The sequence below is a fragment of the Longicatena caecimuris genome, assembly GCF_004341945.1.
Classification (GTDB): domain Bacteria; phylum Bacillota_I; class Bacilli_A; order Erysipelotrichales; family Erysipelotrichaceae; genus Longicatena; species Longicatena caecimuris.
This window is the reverse complement of the sequence record NZ_SMBP01000002.1, coordinates 124048-140931: the sequence shown is the minus strand read 5'-3', so window position 1 is coordinate 140931 and position 16884 is coordinate 124048. Positions and strand designations below refer to the sequence as shown.

Sequence of the window (16884 nt, the reverse complement as noted above, 5' to 3'; positions counted from 1 at the left end):
TTATATACGAATGAGTTATGAGCGTATCATCTGCATTCTAAGCAGATGCATGCCATCATATACGTAAGGAGGACATTCATGAAAACAGCCTTTTTATTCTCTGGTCAGGGTGCTCAGCATCCCGGCATGGGAAAAGATTTATATGACAACTACGCTATCGTCAGAGCCATCTTTGACAGCAGTACTTTAGATTTCGATGTGAAACAACTTTGTTTTGAAGGTCCAAAGGAAACTTTGGATGATACACAATATGCCCAGCCTGCAATCTTCTTGCACAGCATGGCTTGTGCAACGCTGCTACGTTCTTTTGGCGTTGAAGCAGATGTGTGCGCTGGCTTATCATTGGGAGAATACAGTGCCTTATGTTATGCGAATGCTTTCTCAATTGAAGATGGTACGAAGATCGTTGCTCAGCGAGGCAAGATCATGGCCAATGCACTGCCTTCAGGAATCAGCAGTATGGCGGCTATTCTGATGTTAGAAGAAGCGAAAATCTTACAGGCTTGTGAAGAAGTTAAGGCGTTGGGCGTATGTGAAATTGCCAATTATAATTGTCCGGGACAAATCGTAATCACCGGGCATAAAGCTGCCGTTGAAGCAGCAAGTAAGCGATGCTTAGAATTGGGAGCAAGACGCGTGATTCCTTTACAGGTCAGCGGGGCGTTTCATTCTTCCTTATTACTAGATGCGGCTAAAGAGTTGCGTAAGGTCTTAGCACAATACAATATTAAACAGCCATCCATTCCGGTGTATCACAATATATCGGGAAAACCAGAGAAGACCGATCTGAACACAATCTTAAGTAAACAAATTGCACATTCTGTCTATTTTACGCAGACGATTGAACATATGCTGGAAGATGGTGTAGATACCTTTATTGAAGTTGGTCCGGGAAAAGCTGTCAGTGGTTTTGTGAAAAAATGTTGCAAAGGGCATGACGTAAAAATCTTGCATGTCGAAGATGAGGCAAGCTTGAAGGAATGCCTTAATGCATTGAAAGGATAGTCATATGGAAAGAAAAACAGCATTTATCAGCGGTGCTTCCCGCGGTATCGGAGAAGCTATCGCTATCACCTTATCAAAGGAATACGATGTCATCATCAATTATGCCAACAGTGAAGCAGGCGCAAAAGCAGTCTTAGCCAAGCTTGATCCAAGCGGCAAACATAAGATGATGCAATGTGATGTTGCCAATGAACAGGATGTTAAGGAAATGATGGATACCATCGTGAAAGAATATGGACATCTGGATGTCGTTGTGAATAATGCCGGCATCACGAAAGATAATTTATTATTAAGAATGCGTGAAGAAGAATTTGATGATGTCATTCGCATTAATCTAAAAGGAACGTATAACTGTATCCGCCATGTGGCAAGGATCATGATGAAACAGCGTCATGGCAAGATTGTCAATATGGCAAGTGTTGTCGGTTTATGCGGCAATATCGGTCAAGTCAATTATGCGGCTAGTAAAGGTGGAGTCATTGCGATGACCAAGGCGGTAGCAAAAGAGCTGGCACCTAGAGGCATTAATGTCAATGCCGTAGCCCCTGGTTTTATCCAGACAGCGATGACCGATACATTAAGTGAAGACGTACAGGCGAATGCTAAAAACAATATACCGATGAAAAAATTCGGCAGTGTGCAGGATGTTGCCAACGTCGTGAAGTTTTTATGCAGTGAAGATAGTGATTATATAACAGGACAAGTCATCGCAGTTGATGGCGGGATGGTGATGTAAATGAAAAGAAGAGTTGTCATAACCGGAATGGGTGTTGTAAGCCCAATTGGAAATAACGTAGAAGAAGTATGGGATGCTTTGCAGGAAGGCCGTTGTGGCATTGGAAAGGTTACCCATTTTGATACAAGTGAGTTTCGTGCGAAACTTGCAGGTGAAGTCAAAGATTTAGATATGGAACAATATTTCACAAAACGTGAATTGAAATTTAATGATCGTTTTACCCAGTTTGTGCGTATTGCCGCGAAACAGGCATATGCTGACAGCGGTTTGTCTGAAGATACGATCAAGGCCGATGCCTTTGGGGTAATCCTAGGAAGTGGTATTGGTGGTATTGCAACGATTGAAGGTGCAAGCACAACTTTGAAAGATCGCGGACCAAGTCGCGTTTCTCCTTATTTTATCCCTATGGCATTGATTAATCTGGCACCGGGAAGTGTAGCAATTGATCTGGGAGCGAAAGGGAATGTTTCCAGTGTGGTAACAGCTTGTGCAGCAAGTACCAATGCTATCGGAGAAGCTTTCCATCGTATTCGTGATGGCTATGAAGATATCATCGCAGCCGGAGGAAGTGAAGCTAGTATTACACCGGTTGCCATGGCAGGCTTTGCCTCGATGCGTGCCTTACACGAGGGGGAAGATCCAATGCGTGCCAGCATCCCATTTGATGCGCAGCGTAAAGGCTTTGTTATGGGAGAAGGCGCCGGTGTGCTGATTTTAGAAGAATTGGAACATGCCCTTGCCCGTAAAGCAAACATCTATGGCGAAATTGTAGGATATGGAAGTACTTGTGATGCCAATCATATCACGGCTCCATTGGCCGATGGCAGCAGTGCCGCAAAAGCTATGCAAATGGCAGTAAAAGATGCCGCTATGCAAATGCAAGATGTTGATTATATCAATGCCCATGGTACTAGTACACCGCTAAATGATTCCAGTGAAACACTGGCAGTAAAAAAAGCTTTCGGTAAGGATGCTATGAAGCCATATGTATCCAGCACCAAATCGATGAGCGGTCATTTATTAGGTGCCAGCGGTGCTTTGGAAGCTATTATTTCCACATTAGCAGTACAAAACGACTTTGTGCCGGCAACGATCAATTACCAGCAGAAGGATGAAGCTTGTGACTTGAATCTGGTGGTCAATGAAGGCCTGCATACACCTGTGCATGTGGCAATGTCCAATTCCTTAGGATTTGGCGGTCATAATGCCAGCATTATCATTCAAAAGTGGGAGGAATAAATATGTTATACAATAGCAACGATATCCAAAAGATCATTCCCCACCGTTATCCTTTTCTACTGGTGGATCGCATTGAGAGCATTGAGGGAAATAAGGTTGTAGGAAGTAAATGCATCAGCGCAAATGAGATGCAATTTCTAGGACACTTTCCCCAGAAGCACATTATGCCCGGGGTACTGATGCTGGAGGCTTTAGCACAAACCGTGGCGGTGATGTTGTTAAGCAAGGAAGAGAATAAAGGAAAGATTGGTTTATTTGCCGGTATCAACAAAGCGCGCTTTAAACGTCAGGTTATTCCCGGGGACAAATTGACCTTGACCTGTGAAGTCACGAAAGAGCGCATGGGAATCGTCTTTGTGAATGCTGTGGCAACCGTTGATGATGAAGTTGCAGTCAGTGGAGAACTGATGTTTGCCATTGATGAGGCGTAATGTACACCATACAGCGCTTTTCTGAATTAGCCAGTACCAATGATACTTGCAAGCATAATTATGCGATGCTCTCAGATCAAAGCGTCATCCTAGCTGAACATCAGACTAAGGGAAGAGGGCGCTTTGAGCGAACATGGGAAAGCAATGAGGATCTGACCTTTTCCATCCTTTATAAACAGCATTTCCCTTCTCCTATCCTTTTTCCATTGGCCATCGTTAAAGCGTTAGAAAGCTTTCATGTGGCAGCTTTGATCAAATGGCCGAATGATATTTTGGTGGCTGGGAAAAAGGTATGTGGGATTCTAATTGAAACAGTATATGAAGGGAATCAAAAGGCCGCAATGATCGTTGGTATTGGATGTAATCTGTCGGAAAAGGAAGGCTCTTTAAAGGCAAAAGCCGGTTATGTTAATATAAATAAAGAAGTTCTCCTAACGGACATTTTACATCAGTGTACCTCTTTAGCAAGACTTTCCCAAGAAGAGCTGTGTGAAAGATATCGTCAATATCATATGTTAAAAGGTAGAAAAATTAAGCTGGATGATGTAGTATGGGAAGTACAGGATGTAAACAGTGATGGAACTTTGACAATTAGGAATGCGAAAGGAAGACGCATCTTACATGGAGGAGAAGTCACATTATCCAGTATATATAAGGAGCCAATCATATGATAATAGGAATCGGATGTGACATTGTGGATATTTACCGTGTCGCAAATGCTATGGAAAAAGGACATATGCAAAGAATATTAACGCAGAAGGAACAAGCATGCTGTGCACATATGCAGTCAAAACGTAAGGCCGAATGGATAGCCGGACGTTTTGCCGGTAAGGAAGCGATTTATAAGGCACTGTCAGCGCACTGCAATGTTCCTCTTTGTGATATCGAGATATTAAGTGATGCCCATGGGGCACCGTATTGTACAATGGAAACATATGATATACAGATTTCCATTGCACATGAGCATGACTATGCCATTGCATATGCAATCGTACAGTCTAAGGAGATGGATGATTCATGTTTATAGTAGGTTGTTTACGTATGTTGTATCTACTTCCGGCATCTTGGATGGATGCTTTTTTGGTACGAAAGAAACCATTTGAAGTGCGGTATCAGCATATGGCTAGTTGGTCAAAGCGTATCATCAAAGCTTTTGGCTGTCGTATCCAAATTGATGTAACAGAAGAAATGCCTAAAGAAGGCGAGATTCTGTTTGTGTCTAATCACCAAAGTGCATTTGATATGTTGATACAGCTTGCCATCATTACGACCCCATTTACGTTTATATCAAAGAAAGAAAATGAAAAAATACCTTATGTGGCCAATTGGGCAAAAACCTTAGAGCTAATTTATTTTGATCGCGAGGAACAATCCAGTGCCATTCATATGTTAAGAGAAAGTGCACGCCGCTTAAAAAAAGGAAGAAATCTATTAATTTTTCCTGAAGGAACAAGAGCGAAAGATGGGCAGTTGTTAGAATTGCATGCCGGATCATTACAGCCTGCTTTTATGGCAAAAGCAACCATTGTGCCAATGGTCTTAAAGAATTCTTATGATTTTAAACGTGTATTACTGCACGGTACTGCTTTTGAGGTGACTTTTCTAAAGGCACGCACATATGAAGAATACCGTAAAGAGAAAGCAGATGGTTTATGTGCCATTCTGCAAAAAGAAATGCAGGAAGCATTGCAAAAGAAAGCTACGTCAGGCTCATAAGAGAATGACGTTTTTTTTCGGTAATTTACTATGCATGGTTATAAAAAAATAATAGTTATCCTTTTGTAAAGAAGGTAAGCTTAAGATGCATCACTAGAAAAAGGGAATAATCTTTCATCACCAACTAAATTCTGAAAGGGTTTCTTTTCTTTTTTTATGCTAAGTGATATATTTGTTATTTATTATTCAATTTTTCCGTTATTTATAGCAACTCTTTCAAAAAGCTAAACATCATTAAGAAAAAGGCTGTTGCATTTGGTATGGTTGCATCGTCATTCGCCTTGTAATTTCTGAAAAAACATTTTATAATCCATAAATCAGGAAAAAAGTGCTGATGCAAGTTACAGTTATGTAGATTTTAACTTTAAATACCCTGAAGGGAACAGTTGGATTAATAAGGGATTTCATAATTATATATGTTGGGGCGGCAACGCACCGGGTTTCTTCAATTTAATGGAACAAGCTCATATAAATGATGAATTACCTGAATTACAGGGGCATTGGGCGAATGAAATGACAACGGATGGAGGTATTTATACCAAAGGCGATGGATTGCCTGACAATGTTTTGGATAGTTATGGGAAAAAGAGCTATAAAACCGAATTAGTAGATGATTTTGTTACATTAGAGGATGAGCGACTGCAAGAGAACGATTATGTATTTAGCGCTGTGCATGTGGTTATCAATGAGTTTGATATGACGGCGAATGAGGATATAGGAGGCTATCTATTTAATGAAAATACGGAATATGGGAATTGGGAACCTGCTGATCTATATGGTAGAAAAAGCTTTGATGGTGAATGGATAAAATTAGGAAAGTTTGTATGTGTTGGCAATAAAATATTTAATTTTATAGATAACGATGGTAAAGTATTTGAAAACATTGATAGAAATAATACAGTAAAATTGCCAGCAGGGATTATTGCATTGAAATTAGAACACGAATCAAAGTATTTTAAAAACAAATTGAATTTAGATATTCGCATTCAATTAAGAAAAACCGCCCATGTTGCTAGTCTGATTGAGGGAAAAGATTCGATTATGCTCTATAACATAAATTCGGGCAGAATATTTGATAGTAATGGGAAATGGGTAAACCAGAAAAATACCCTTACCATTGAAGGCTCTGAAAAAATAAAAGAACAGATGATAGAAAGAGATAAAGCAGAATATGGTATGGAAGGTGCGTTAGGAAATCATAGCAAAGCTTGGGTTCTTTTAGAAGGTTATCCAACAACCAGCAATATGCAGAAAGAAATAGTTAAAACGACAAATGATACAAAAAATCAACAATACGATATTGAGTATCAGAGCTATGCATATGAGGCAGCATATTCAAATTATGCCGATCCCTTTGATGAAACATCAGATAATGGAACGCTCAAAGAACAAAAGTCAGGAACGTTTTATGATTTATTACCAAAAGGAATGTATGTAGATGTAGGAAAGATTAAAGTGACTACTGTATATCGACAGGGTGGTACTACTTTTTTACCAGATAGACCATGTGATTTTACGGTACAATTAAAAGAAAATTGGAAGAACTCCGGAAGAACCATGATGATCATTCAGGTAAGTATGAAACCAGGTGAAAAAAATAGTATAAAATATACAAATATTCAACCTAATGGCTGGGAATAGGAAAGTGGTTTTCTGTTACAATATCATGGGTATTATCCTTGGGAATCTTGTTTTGATTTTGGAAGAAATATAAGCAATAGTATTGCCTACAAATCTGGTAATGAAAGTATAACAAATGGCTATCCGGATATGCCGGATGCATCATTTTCTGATCAAAAATGGTTCATTGATATCGACGAAGATGGAAAAGCGGGGGAAAGTGCTCAGAAAGATACTTTGTATGCTTCTGTTTCGACGAGTCTTACAGGGGATACATTTTCAAAATTAGGGTTCTTTAAGTCTGTGAAAAACCAACAGGAATTGAAATATACAGCTTCCACAGAAGTATTAACGGGCGATAGCTATAGTTATCGTTTACAGTATTCTTCACAAGATACAGCGAAAGCTAATAATTTAGTTTTATTTGATGTTTTGGAAAATAATGCTGGAGAAAGAGAACATTGGAAAGGAACTTTACAAAGTGTTGATGTGTCATCGGCGCTTCGTAAAGGTGTGGATGCTAAGGTTTTATATTCCATGAAAAAAGATATCATATTATCTCATGATGATGCCGGTTTAAAAGGGGATGCCAATATTGAAGATGAGACAATATGGAGTGCAGAAAAACCAGCGGATATATGTCAAAAGTTACAGCAGTTGCTATTGATATGCGTAATACCGTAGAAGGAACTCCATTTGTATTAGAATCACAGCAACAAGTCTCTGCGATTCTTCATATGAAGGCACCAATTGATATAATAAAGCAAGATATGGAAAAGAAGATATTGGCATACAATACCTCATGGGTAAATGCAAACACACAGGTTTCCAATGTTGAGTGGCAAGATTCTTTATTAGAAACAACGGAAACAACGGTGGCTATACGTGAACCTGAAATGGAAATCCATAAAACATCAACACCTGTCTCCGGAACTCAGGATCATCCGACAAAGGTGAAAAAGCATGATGAAATCAACTATGATATCAGTGTAAAAAATGGGGAAACATCTTTCTTATTGAATGCTATTAAGGTGGAGGATATCCTGCCTTCAGGATTGGATATCCAATTGGATGCTATTGTGTGGTATTTGGGTAATGATTCCACAAAACAGCAACTTGTGAAAGATTCGCAATTTGTAGAGGTGATGCAAGATGCTAAAAACAAACAGAAGCTGATCTTTACAATTGAAGCGCTGCAGGCTGAGCAAGAGCTCCATTTTGTCATTCCTACCAAAGTAACTGATAATGGCGATGATACTCTATTTGTAAATACGGCGAAAATCATCGAGGTTCATCAGCATTTTTTTGAAAAAGAAAGCGAAACAACGTATCACGAATTGGATATTACAACAGCCGATTTCTTGTTTTATTATCCTAGTTATATAGGAGAGAACATGAGGTGACAACAGAATTCAAGAATTTGCTTGAGGATGTGGAAACAGCAAAAAGCTTTTATGAAAAAATGGCGGCAGAAATTCATCGCTCACCTTCAACGATCGCGATAACAGCAGCGAAAACGGCTACTGCCAGTGCGCCTTCTGTTACGTTAACGGATATTGGCTTGGGATATTATCTGATTTGCGCAAAACATGGTGTAGAACAGGTTTATACACCTACAGGTTTCAATATAGCACCAGTCGAAGAGGAAGGGACATGGAGTGTGAATGATCAAACGGTTACTATGAAATCTTCAACTCCGACAATCGTTAAAACGGTTATTGATCCAACGGATACGACGGTAGCTATTACAGATAGCGTCTGCTATCAGCTGACAGCTCAAATTCCGACATATCCAGAAGATGCTAGTGCAATCACTTTTGCAATCGGTGATAAATTATCAGAAGGATTGACTTTAAAGCCAGATACGATTGCCGTGAAGGATGCTAGTGGAAAAGAAATAGCCGCAACCAATTACGACGTTAAGAAAGATCCTGGAAAAACGGCTAAGCTAACTGATTATACATTTGAAATAGTATTCAAGGAAGCTTATATAAAAACGAATCCTATGTTAAACGTACAGGTTACTTATGATGCCGAAGTTAATGATAAAGCCTTAACGATGGACGCATTAAAGAATATTGCCTATATCGGATATAATCACGATCCTTATGATATACAATCTTATAAAGAAAAAACGACAGAAAATTGGTATATACTTATGGGATTAAGGTATTGAAGGTCGGCGAAAGCGGAACTGATATTTTAAAGAATGCAGAATTTACGTTATCTAAAGATGGTACTTCATTGAAGTTTAAAAAAGCAACAGATGGTTCTTATGTTATCGATCCAAAGGGGGATACTGTTTTAACAGTAGGAACTGATGGGCATTTTACGATACAGGGTATAGATGAAGGAAGTTATGTCTTAAAAGAAACAAAGGTTCCGGATGGTGGCTATGTATTACCGAATGGAGATATAACGATAGCGTTAAAAGATAAAAATGGGAATGGAAGTTTAGAACAAGATGAGGTAACATTAACAACAAAAGGGACTTATGAATTAGAAGGAACCGTGGAACTAGAAACGAATAAAGTAGTAATGATAGTAAAAAACAGCAAAGCAAAAGATATGCAACTGCCAATTACAGGGGGAGCTGGAACCGTATTGTTTAGCATAGTCGGAATTGTCTTTATGCTTGGTGGTGTCCTTGTGATTGTAAGAAATAGCAAGCGACATGCATAAGAAAAGAAAATGGTCGGCCTTCCTGGTACCTGTGCTATTTATAGCGATAGGTGCCGGGATTTTCCTTTATCCTCATATCAGTAACTGGTATATGGAAGAGCAGCCAAAAAAAGTGATTCATCAATATCAGACAAGCATAGCTCGTGAGAAACAAGAGGACATACAGAAGTTATGGAAAGCCGCTATTACATATAATGAAAATCTTTCCGGTGACCCGGTACATGACCCTTTTGTGAAAGGTAGCGGCTATGTGCTTCCAAAGGATTATGAAGAAGTTTTAAATGTCAATCATGACGGTGTGATGGGCCATTTAACTATCAGTAAAATCAATGTATCTTTACCTATCTATCATGGTTGTGGTGAAGAGGCCTTGAAAAAAGGGGCTGGACATTTGGAAGGGACCTCCCTACCGATTGGAAGAAATAGCCAGCATGCAATTTTATGTGCCCATCGAGGTTTACCAAGTGCATTACTGTTTACTAAGTTGAATGAGTTGGAAAAAGGGGATTCCTTTCGCATAACGGTATTAGATAAAACTTTTTTCTATGAAGTAGATGAGATACGCGTAGTAAAACCCAAAGAAGTCGAAAAATTGCGCATCATAAAAGGTAAGGACTATGTAACTTTAATGACATGTACACCATATGGAATAAATACGCATCGTTTGTTAGTAAGAGGTAAACGCGTACAAGCCATCCATGAAGTGGATGTGACATCGCAAGAAAAAGAGAAAACGGAAAACCTATGGATAATAGGTGGAGGCATTATCATATTGCTTAGTTTGGTATGCGTTTTAAAATTGAGAAAGAAGGCAAAGCATGAACAAGGGACGTAACTATCTACTTGCCGCAATCATGGTAGTAGGAGGATTGCTTATTTGTCTGTATCCCAATATTCAAACACAGCTGCGTAAACATCAGATAGCTAAGGTCATTCAACAATTTGAAAATGACAGTGTTACAGATAGGGAAGAATGGTATCAAAAGATGGTCAGATATAATAAGCGATTATGTCAAGAAGGTCAAATAGATGTGCAGGATGCATGGAAGAGTAAGACGAATCGTACAGATGAAACGGTAATTGGTATTATGCGAATACCAAAGATGCAGCTAAATCTTCCTATATATCATGGAGCAAGTGAAGAGCATTTACGGAAAGGGTTAGCATTACTTAACAATACAAGTATGCCCTTAGGCCAAGCTTCCGCAAACAGTGTGATTGCAGGACATCGAGGCGGATATGAAGGGGAAGCGATGTTTAAAGATATTGAAAAATTAGTAAAGGGAGATCGTATTTATATAAGAAATCATTGGGAAACCTTGCAATATGTCGTTATGAAGACAGAAATCATTGAACCTAATGAAATCGAGAAAGTATGGATTCAGGAAGGCAAGGATATGATTACTTTGATTACCTGCCACCCATATCCGACCAATAAACAGCGCTATCTTGTTTATGCACAACGGGCTAGCAAGGATCATGAAGAAACAAAAACGCCTACTACAAAACAACCAGCAAGCACGGCATCACAAAAACGAATCGAGAAGGAACGCTTATGGAATCGCTTGGCTATCGGAATGGGTTTTGGTATCTGTATTTTCCTTGGTTTTTCTTTCTTGCATTACAAACGAAAGCATCGCTAAAGGATAGATACCATCTGCATAACCTGAATAATTTCAGGCGTTTGGTGTATGCATACATTGCGTCTTCATAATGCATTGAAAATAGTGCTTCATATATTTTCAGAAAATATTGTAATAAAAATGAAATTAAACCTATACTGTTGTTTCAAAAAATGGTAAAATAGTGGCTGTAAGGAAGGAGCAATGCATATGAAAATAGGAATTGTAGGATATGGCAACCTTGGAAAAGGTGTCGAATGTGCAGTTACAAACAGCAAGGATATGGAGCTTATCGGTGTTTTTACGCGTAGAGAGCCATCAACATTAAAGACATTGACCCAAGCGCCAGTTTATTCCATGGATTGCATATATGAGAAAAAGGATGAAATTGATGTTTTAATCTTATGTGGAGGCAGTGCTAACGATTTGCCTAAACAAACCGCTGAACTGGCTAAACATTTTAATGTCATTGATAGTTTTGATACACATGCAAACATACCGGAACATTTTGCTATGGTGAATTCAGCAAGTATGGAAGGCAAGCATATCAGTATAATTTCTGTTGGCTGGGATCCGGGCTTATTTTCATTAAATCGTTTGTATGGACAGGCTATTTTGCCACATGGCCATGATTATACCTTCTGGGGGAAAGGGGTATCTCAGGGACATTCTGATGCGATACGACGCATAGAAGGTGTACAAGATGCCCGACAATATACGATTCCTGTAGAAGGAGCAATGGAAAAAGTACGCAATGGTGAGCATCCGGTGTTGAGCGCTCGTGAAAAACATACACGGGAATGTTTTGTCGTAGCCAAAGAAGGTGCAGATCTTGCGCGTATTGAAGAGGAAATCAAAACGATGCCCAATTACTTTGCGGATTATGATACGACCGTGCATTTTATCACACAGGAAGAGTTGAATGCGCATCATAAAGGCATTCCACATGGCGGAGTTGTCTTACGCAGTGGTACCACAGGATTGCACGATGAGCATAAACATGTGATAGAGTATAAACTAACGTTAGATTCAAATCCAGAATTCACGTCAAGTGTGTTAACCGCATATGCCAGAGCAGCCTATCGTTTAGCCCAAGAGGGACAATACGGCTGTAAAACAGTATTTGATATTGCGCCAGCCTATTTGCATGAGGCAAGTGGTGAAGAATTACGAAAAAAGCTATTATGATCTTACACAGGATAGAAGAATTCTATCCTTTTCTTCTGCATGTGCTTTTAAAGTCATAAGAATTGGCATAGTAAATTAGTGTGTCTTTCAAGAAAGGCAGTATGAAGAAGATAAATTTTTATATTTCTGTGAAGATGTAAGCATTCCCATGAAAAAATCATATTTTCTATATTCATTCATGAAAAAATAAGGTAAAATATACACGTATTACAAAAAGAGAGAGTTTAATTGGAGGTAATTATGAGTGGTTTTTTTGGTGTAGCATCGAAAGAAGACTGTGTATTAGATGTATTTTTTGGCGTTGACTACCATTCCCATCTGGGAACAAGACGTGGTGGAATGGCGATTCACGGTGATAAAGGTTTTGGAAGAGCAATCCATAACATAGAGAATTCACCATTTCGTACAAAGTTTGAGAAAGATATTGAAGAATTCAGTGGGAATATCGGCATTGGCTGTATTTCTGATAACGAAGCGCAGCCATTATTGGTAAAATCACATTTAGGTTCCTTTGCGATTACCACGATCGGACGTATCAACAATGTCCAGGAGTTGCAAGATTTGTGTTTTGAAAAAGGAGTTACGCATTTCTTAGAAATGAGCACAGGAGAAGTGAATCCTACCGAACTTGTGGCATCTCTTATCAATCATAAAGATACGATTGTCGAAGGTCTGCGATATGTACAAGATGTTGTAAAAGGCAGTATGAGCATTCTGTTAATGACTTCAGAAGGTATTTATGCCGCTAGAGATCGTGTAGGAAGAACTCCGATTGTCATTGGTGAAAAAGAAACAGGTTTTTGTGCAACCTTTGAAAGTAGTGCCTTCCTTAACTTAGGGTATCATCATTATCGTGATTTAGGTCCCGGGGAAATCGTTTTCATCACGCCTCAGCGTATTGAAGTAAAACAGAAACCATTGGAAAAGATGAAAATCTGTAGTTTCTTATGGGTATATTATGGTTATCCTACCTCTACATATGAAGGTGTCAATGTAGAGTGTATGCGTAATCGCTGTGGCGAACTGTTGGCAAATCGTGATGATGTAGAAGTTGACAGTGTAGCAGGTGTTCCTGATTCAGGGATTGCTCATGCCGTGGGCTATGCCAATGCATCAGGTGTACCATTTGCACGTCCATTCATTAAATATACGCCAACCTGGCCACGTTCCTTCATGCCGACCAGTCAGAAACAGCGCTCAATGATAGCGAAGATGAAACTGATTCCGGTACAAGAAAAAATCAAAGATAAACGTCTGCTTTTGATAGATGATTCCATTGTTCGCGGTACACAGTTAGGTGAAACGACTGAGTTCTTGTATGAAAGTGGCGCAAAAGAAGTTCATGTTAGACCTGCATGTCCACCGATTATCTTTGGCTGTAAATATCTCAACTTCTCACGTTCCAAATCCGAGATGGATCTGATTACCCGTCGGGTGATTCGCAAACTGGAGGGGGACGATGTTTCTGATGAGGTATTAGCAGAATATGCCGATCCAGACAGTGATCGTTATAAAAAGATGTGTAGCGAAATCTGTCAACGTTCTAATTTCACATCATTGCGCTATCATCGCATTGACGATATGGTAAAGGCAATCGGTTTGGATAAATGTCAGCTATGTACCTATTGTTTTGATGGTGTAGAAGATGATAAAGGAAAAGATGGCGAAGGAAAAGACTAAAGTTAAGGGCTGTGCAGATGCATAGCCTTTCTTCATCTTCACATCAATGTGTACCCAAATGGAGCATAATGTAAGAACTTTGTTTTCGGTTTCAAAAGGAAATGATATAATAGCTTGGGAATCATAAAGCAGTTTTAGATATGTGCAGATGACACAAAAAAAGTTTAAAAACCGTACAACTAGATGAAGGGATACCATGCATAAAGAAGAGAAAATGTCCTGTATGTGATCAATTCAGCATGCCGATATTACAGAATATAGAACACTGCAAGATGTAGCAGATAATGGGAAAAGATGATGAGGAGGTATTTAGATGGACAAACAGGAAAAAGATAACAACATGCATATTTGTGCAGGTCTGTTGGCTCATGTGGATGCCGGAAAAACAACGCTTAGTGAGGCAATGTTATATCGCAGTGGAAGCATACGAAACTTAGGCCGCGTAGATCATCAAAATGCATTTCTTGATTATGATGAGCTAGAAAGAAATCGGGGTATTACCATATATGCGAAACAGGCAGCTTTGCATTGGAAACAGCTTCATATGAATTTTGTGGATACACCCGGACATGTCGATTTCAGTGCGGAAATGGAGAGGACTTTAGCAATTTTAGATTATGCTATTTTGATTATCAGTGGCAGTGATGGGGTACAGGCCCATACGGAAACGATATGGCAGCTATTAAAGGCCCATCAGATACCTACTTTTGTATTTGTGAATAAAATGGATATTTCTTATCATAGTAAAGAAGAACTATTAAAAGAAATGAATCAGAAGCTAGATAGCCGTTGTATTGATTTCATGCAAGAGGATGCTAGTTTGATGGAAGATGTGTCGATGTGTGATGACGCATTAATGGAAGCGTATCTGACACAGGGAGTTCTTGAAAAAGATGTGATAAAGACAGCGATTGCGCAAAGAAAGGTGTTCCCCTGTTATTTTGGATCGGCTTTAAAATTGGATGGTATTGATGCCTTTTTAGATGGTTTAAAAACATGGATCAAGCCAAAACAATATGGCGATACGTTTGGAGCCCGCATTTATAAAATCAGTCATGATGAACAAGGAAATCGGCTTGCCCATGTAAAAGTAAGTGGTGGTGTCCTGAAAGCGAAAATGAAGATCAGTGATACAGAAAAAGTAGATCAATTACGGCGGTATAGTGGCAATCGCTTTGAGGTGATTCAGGAAGCATTGCCTGGTGAAATCTGTGTTATCAAAGGGATACGTCAGCTGCAGGCAGGAGATGGTTTGGGCTTTGAGGAACATCATACAGAAGTGGAAAGTGTAGCCGCAATGAATTATCGAATGGTTTTACCTGCGAATACGGATGCTTTTGCGACGATGCGTAAATTAATTCCCTTAATGGAAGAAGATCCACAGTTACATATTACTTATTCAGAGATGAAAAAAGAAATACGTGTACAGCTAATGGGTGAAGTGCAGATGGAAATACTGAAATACACGATTGCACAGCGTTTGGGTCTTTCTGTAACGTTTGATGAAGGCATGGTGAATTATAAGGAAACGATAGAACAGGAAGTTGAAGGAGTCGGTCATTATGAACCATTGCGTCATTACGCGGAAGTTCATTTACTATTGGAACCACTTGCGCCAGGCAGTGGTATCCAAGTAGATAGTATTGCTCCATTAGATAAATTGGATCGGCACTGGCAGCGACTTATTTTAAATCATATACAAGAAAAAGAACATCTCGGAGTATTGAGTGGATCACCAATAACGGATATGAAAATCACTTTATTATGTGGAAAAGCACATCTGAAACATACGGAAGGCGGTGATTTCCGGCAGGCGACATATCGTGCGATACGTCAAGGACTAATGAAAGCAAAAAGCGTTCTTTTAGAACCATATTATCGCTTTCATGCTGAAGTGGCAGCGATGCATCTCAGCCGTCTCATCTATGATCTAGAGTCCATGAAGGCGCATTTTTCTATTTTGTCACAAGATGAGGATCTATGTATTTTAGAAGGGGAAGCTCCTGTTGCATGTATGCAATCTTACCAACTTGAATTGCGATCGTATACTGGCGGAAAAGGGAAATTAAGCTGTTTTCTGGATGGCTATCGTCCATGTCAACAGGCCGCTGATGTGATTTCACAAATTGGTTATGATGCACAACGTGATTTGGATAATCCATCCTCTTCCATATTCTGTATGCATGGCAGTGGCTATCAGGTATCATGGGATAAAGTAGAAGACTATATGCATTTACCATTACGTAGGCAATCTCCTTCTGAAACAAGTTTCAAACATGAAAATACAAAGGTTGATGAGAAAGAATTACAGCGTGTTTTTGAAAGTATTTATGGAAAGCCAAAGGATAAAAAACAACCGAAAAGGAAACCAGGGAAAGAAATACCTGCTACGGAAATCAAGACTCTGAAAATCTTACCAGAATGTCTATTGGTCGATGGTTATAATATTATTTATGACTGGGACGAATTGCGTGCATTAGCAAAAGATCAGATGGATGCGGCAAGAGATCGCTTGATTGATAAATTGAATAATTATCAGGGATATCGCAAATGTGAGGTAATCCTTGTCTTTGATGCGTATCGCGTGAAGCAATCAGCACAGACAATCAGAAAGCACGGAAATATACATGTTGTGTATACGAAAACTTCACAGACAGCAGATAACTACATCGAGATGGCTACACATAAGTTGGCAAAGGAGTATCGTGTCCGTGTCGCAACAAGTGATGGTTTGGAACAGCTAATTGTTATCGGTCAGGGAGCACAAAGAATTTCTGCCAGAGAATTTCAAAAAGAGGTCGAGGAACATCATCGAATTTCTTCACAAGAATATAAGCAACAACCCGTTTTCCGTCATCAAGCATTGACGGCTTTAAGGGAACAAAAAGATGTGAAAAAAGATAAGTAATGTATACCCTTACACATAATTTCTGGAAATATTTGTAAAAAAATTATCTATAAAAAT

At 39.2% G+C, this 16884-nt stretch carries 17 protein-coding genes; all 17 read left to right on the top strand.

What is annotated here, in order from left to right; translation table 11 throughout:
* Positions 1 to 78: 78 nt before the first annotated feature.
* Entirely contained in the window at positions 79 to 1005 is a 927-nt protein-coding gene (gene fabD, locus EDD61_RS02180; RefSeq protein ID WP_008687361.1) for an ACP S-malonyltransferase, read from the top strand.
* Between the two features lie 4 nt (positions 1006 to 1009).
* Positions 1010 to 1741 (top strand): 3-oxoacyl-[acyl-carrier-protein] reductase, encoded by a 732-nt coding sequence (fabG, locus tag EDD61_RS02175; protein ID WP_008687363.1) that lies wholly within the window; start codon positions 1010 to 1012, stop codon positions 1739 to 1741.
* Entirely contained in the window at positions 1742 to 2980 is a 1239-nt protein-coding gene (fabF, locus tag EDD61_RS02170) for a beta-ketoacyl-ACP synthase II (protein ID WP_132223673.1), read from the top strand.
* A gap of 2 nt (positions 2981 to 2982) precedes the next feature.
* Positions 2983 to 3411 (top strand): 3-hydroxyacyl-ACP dehydratase FabZ, encoded by a 429-nt coding sequence (gene fabZ / locus EDD61_RS02165; protein ID WP_119983479.1) that lies wholly within the window; start codon positions 2983 to 2985, stop codon positions 3409 to 3411.
* Positions 3411 to 4082 (top strand): biotin--[acetyl-CoA-carboxylase] ligase, encoded by a 672-nt coding sequence (locus tag EDD61_RS02160; RefSeq protein WP_132223670.1) that lies wholly within the window; start codon positions 3411 to 3413, stop codon positions 4080 to 4082. Before fabZ ends, EDD61_RS02160 begins: the two co-directional genes overlap by 1 nt.
* The gene (gene acpS / locus EDD61_RS02155) at positions 4079 to 4438 is read left to right on the top strand and encodes a holo-ACP synthase (RefSeq protein ID WP_132223667.1); all 360 of its coding nucleotides are present in this window, start codon (positions 4079 to 4081) and stop codon (positions 4436 to 4438) included. Before EDD61_RS02160 ends, acpS begins: the two co-directional genes overlap by 4 nt.
* Positions 4429 to 5127 (top strand): lysophospholipid acyltransferase family protein, encoded by a 699-nt coding sequence (locus tag EDD61_RS02150; RefSeq protein ID WP_132223664.1) that lies wholly within the window; start codon positions 4429 to 4431, stop codon positions 5125 to 5127. Before acpS ends, EDD61_RS02150 begins: the two co-directional genes overlap by 10 nt.
* A gap of 453 nt (positions 5128 to 5580) precedes the next feature.
* Complete coding sequence (locus EDD61_RS13900; protein ID WP_207900937.1) at positions 5581 to 6768, top strand: hypothetical protein; 1188 nt, start codon at positions 5581 to 5583, stop codon at positions 6766 to 6768.
* A 129-nt stretch (positions 6769 to 6897) separates the two neighbouring features.
* Complete coding sequence (locus tag EDD61_RS13895; protein ID WP_207900936.1) at positions 6898 to 7431, top strand: hypothetical protein; 534 nt, start codon at positions 6898 to 6900, stop codon at positions 7429 to 7431.
* Entirely contained in the window at positions 7359 to 8150 is a 792-nt protein-coding gene (locus tag EDD61_RS13890; protein WP_207900935.1) for an isopeptide-forming domain-containing fimbrial protein, read from the top strand. Before EDD61_RS13895 ends, EDD61_RS13890 begins: the two co-directional genes overlap by 73 nt.
* Positions 8147 to 8923 carry an isopeptide-forming domain-containing fimbrial protein gene (locus EDD61_RS13885; RefSeq protein ID WP_207900934.1) on the top strand — a complete coding sequence of 259 codons (777 nt, stop codon included), beginning with the start codon at positions 8147 to 8149 and terminating at the stop codon, positions 8921 to 8923. The genes EDD61_RS13890 and EDD61_RS13885 overlap by 4 nt, the downstream gene beginning before the upstream one ends.
* The gene (locus EDD61_RS13880) at positions 8920 to 9429 is read left to right on the top strand and encodes a SpaA isopeptide-forming pilin-related protein (protein ID WP_207900933.1); all 510 of its coding nucleotides are present in this window, start codon (positions 8920 to 8922) and stop codon (positions 9427 to 9429) included. The genes EDD61_RS13885 and EDD61_RS13880 overlap by 4 nt, the downstream gene beginning before the upstream one ends.
* On the top strand, positions 9422 to 10264 hold the full coding sequence (locus EDD61_RS02135) for a class C sortase (protein WP_132223661.1): 843 nt from the start codon (positions 9422 to 9424) through the stop codon (positions 10262 to 10264). The genes EDD61_RS13880 and EDD61_RS02135 overlap by 8 nt, the downstream gene beginning before the upstream one ends.
* Positions 10248 to 11072: a class C sortase gene (locus tag EDD61_RS02130; RefSeq protein WP_132223658.1), complete on the top strand. Its 825-nt coding sequence runs from the start codon at positions 10248 to 10250 to the stop codon at positions 11070 to 11072. The genes EDD61_RS02135 and EDD61_RS02130 overlap by 17 nt, the downstream gene beginning before the upstream one ends.
* Before the next feature lie 183 nt (positions 11073 to 11255).
* Positions 11256 to 12239 carry a diaminopimelate dehydrogenase gene (locus EDD61_RS02125; RefSeq protein WP_008979490.1) on the top strand — a complete coding sequence of 328 codons (984 nt, stop codon included), beginning with the start codon at positions 11256 to 11258 and terminating at the stop codon, positions 12237 to 12239.
* Between the two features lie 240 nt (positions 12240 to 12479).
* Positions 12480 to 13919: an amidophosphoribosyltransferase gene (locus EDD61_RS02120; RefSeq protein ID WP_120136569.1), complete on the top strand. Its 1440-nt coding sequence runs from the start codon at positions 12480 to 12482 to the stop codon at positions 13917 to 13919.
* A gap of 313 nt (positions 13920 to 14232) precedes the next feature.
* Positions 14233 to 16827: a translation factor GTPase family protein gene (locus tag EDD61_RS02115; protein WP_132223655.1), complete on the top strand. Its 2595-nt coding sequence runs from the start codon at positions 14233 to 14235 to the stop codon at positions 16825 to 16827.
* The last annotated feature ends 57 nt before the right edge of the window (positions 16828 to 16884 follow it).

Coding starts and splice junctions, on each gene's coding strand:
- EDD61_RS02115 (WP_132223655.1), top strand. CDS start 14,233: ATGGACAAACAGGAAAAAGATAACAACATGCATATTTGTGCAGGTCTG.
- EDD61_RS02150 (WP_132223664.1), top strand. CDS start 4,429: ATGTTTATAGTAGGTTGTTTACGTATGTTGTATCTACTTCCGGCATCT.
- acpS (WP_132223667.1), top strand. CDS start 4,079: ATGATAATAGGAATCGGATGTGACATTGTGGATATTTACCGTGTCGCA.
- fabD (WP_008687361.1), top strand. CDS start 79: ATGAAAACAGCCTTTTTATTCTCTGGTCAGGGTGCTCAGCATCCCGGC.
- EDD61_RS02120 (WP_120136569.1), top strand. CDS start 12,480: ATGAGTGGTTTTTTTGGTGTAGCATCGAAAGAAGACTGTGTATTAGAT.
- EDD61_RS02135 (WP_132223661.1), top strand. CDS start 9,422: ATGCATAAGAAAAGAAAATGGTCGGCCTTCCTGGTACCTGTGCTATTT.
- EDD61_RS02125 (WP_008979490.1), top strand. CDS start 11,256: ATGCATATGAAAATAGGAATTGTAGGATATGGCAACCTTGGAAAAGGT.
- EDD61_RS13895 (WP_207900936.1), top strand. CDS start 6,898: ATGCCGGATGCATCATTTTCTGATCAAAAATGGTTCATTGATATCGAC.
- fabZ (WP_119983479.1), top strand. CDS start 2,983: ATGTTATACAATAGCAACGATATCCAAAAGATCATTCCCCACCGTTAT.
- fabF (WP_132223673.1), top strand. CDS start 1,742: ATGAAAAGAAGAGTTGTCATAACCGGAATGGGTGTTGTAAGCCCAATT.
- EDD61_RS13900 (WP_207900937.1), top strand. CDS start 5,581: ATGGAACAAGCTCATATAAATGATGAATTACCTGAATTACAGGGGCAT.
- EDD61_RS02130 (WP_132223658.1), top strand. CDS start 10,248: ATGAACAAGGGACGTAACTATCTACTTGCCGCAATCATGGTAGTAGGA.
- fabG (WP_008687363.1), top strand. CDS start 1,010: ATGGAAAGAAAAACAGCATTTATCAGCGGTGCTTCCCGCGGTATCGGA.
- EDD61_RS13890 (WP_207900935.1), top strand. CDS start 7,359: ATGGAGTGCAGAAAAACCAGCGGATATATGTCAAAAGTTACAGCAGTT.
- EDD61_RS02160 (WP_132223670.1), top strand. CDS start 3,411: ATGTACACCATACAGCGCTTTTCTGAATTAGCCAGTACCAATGATACT.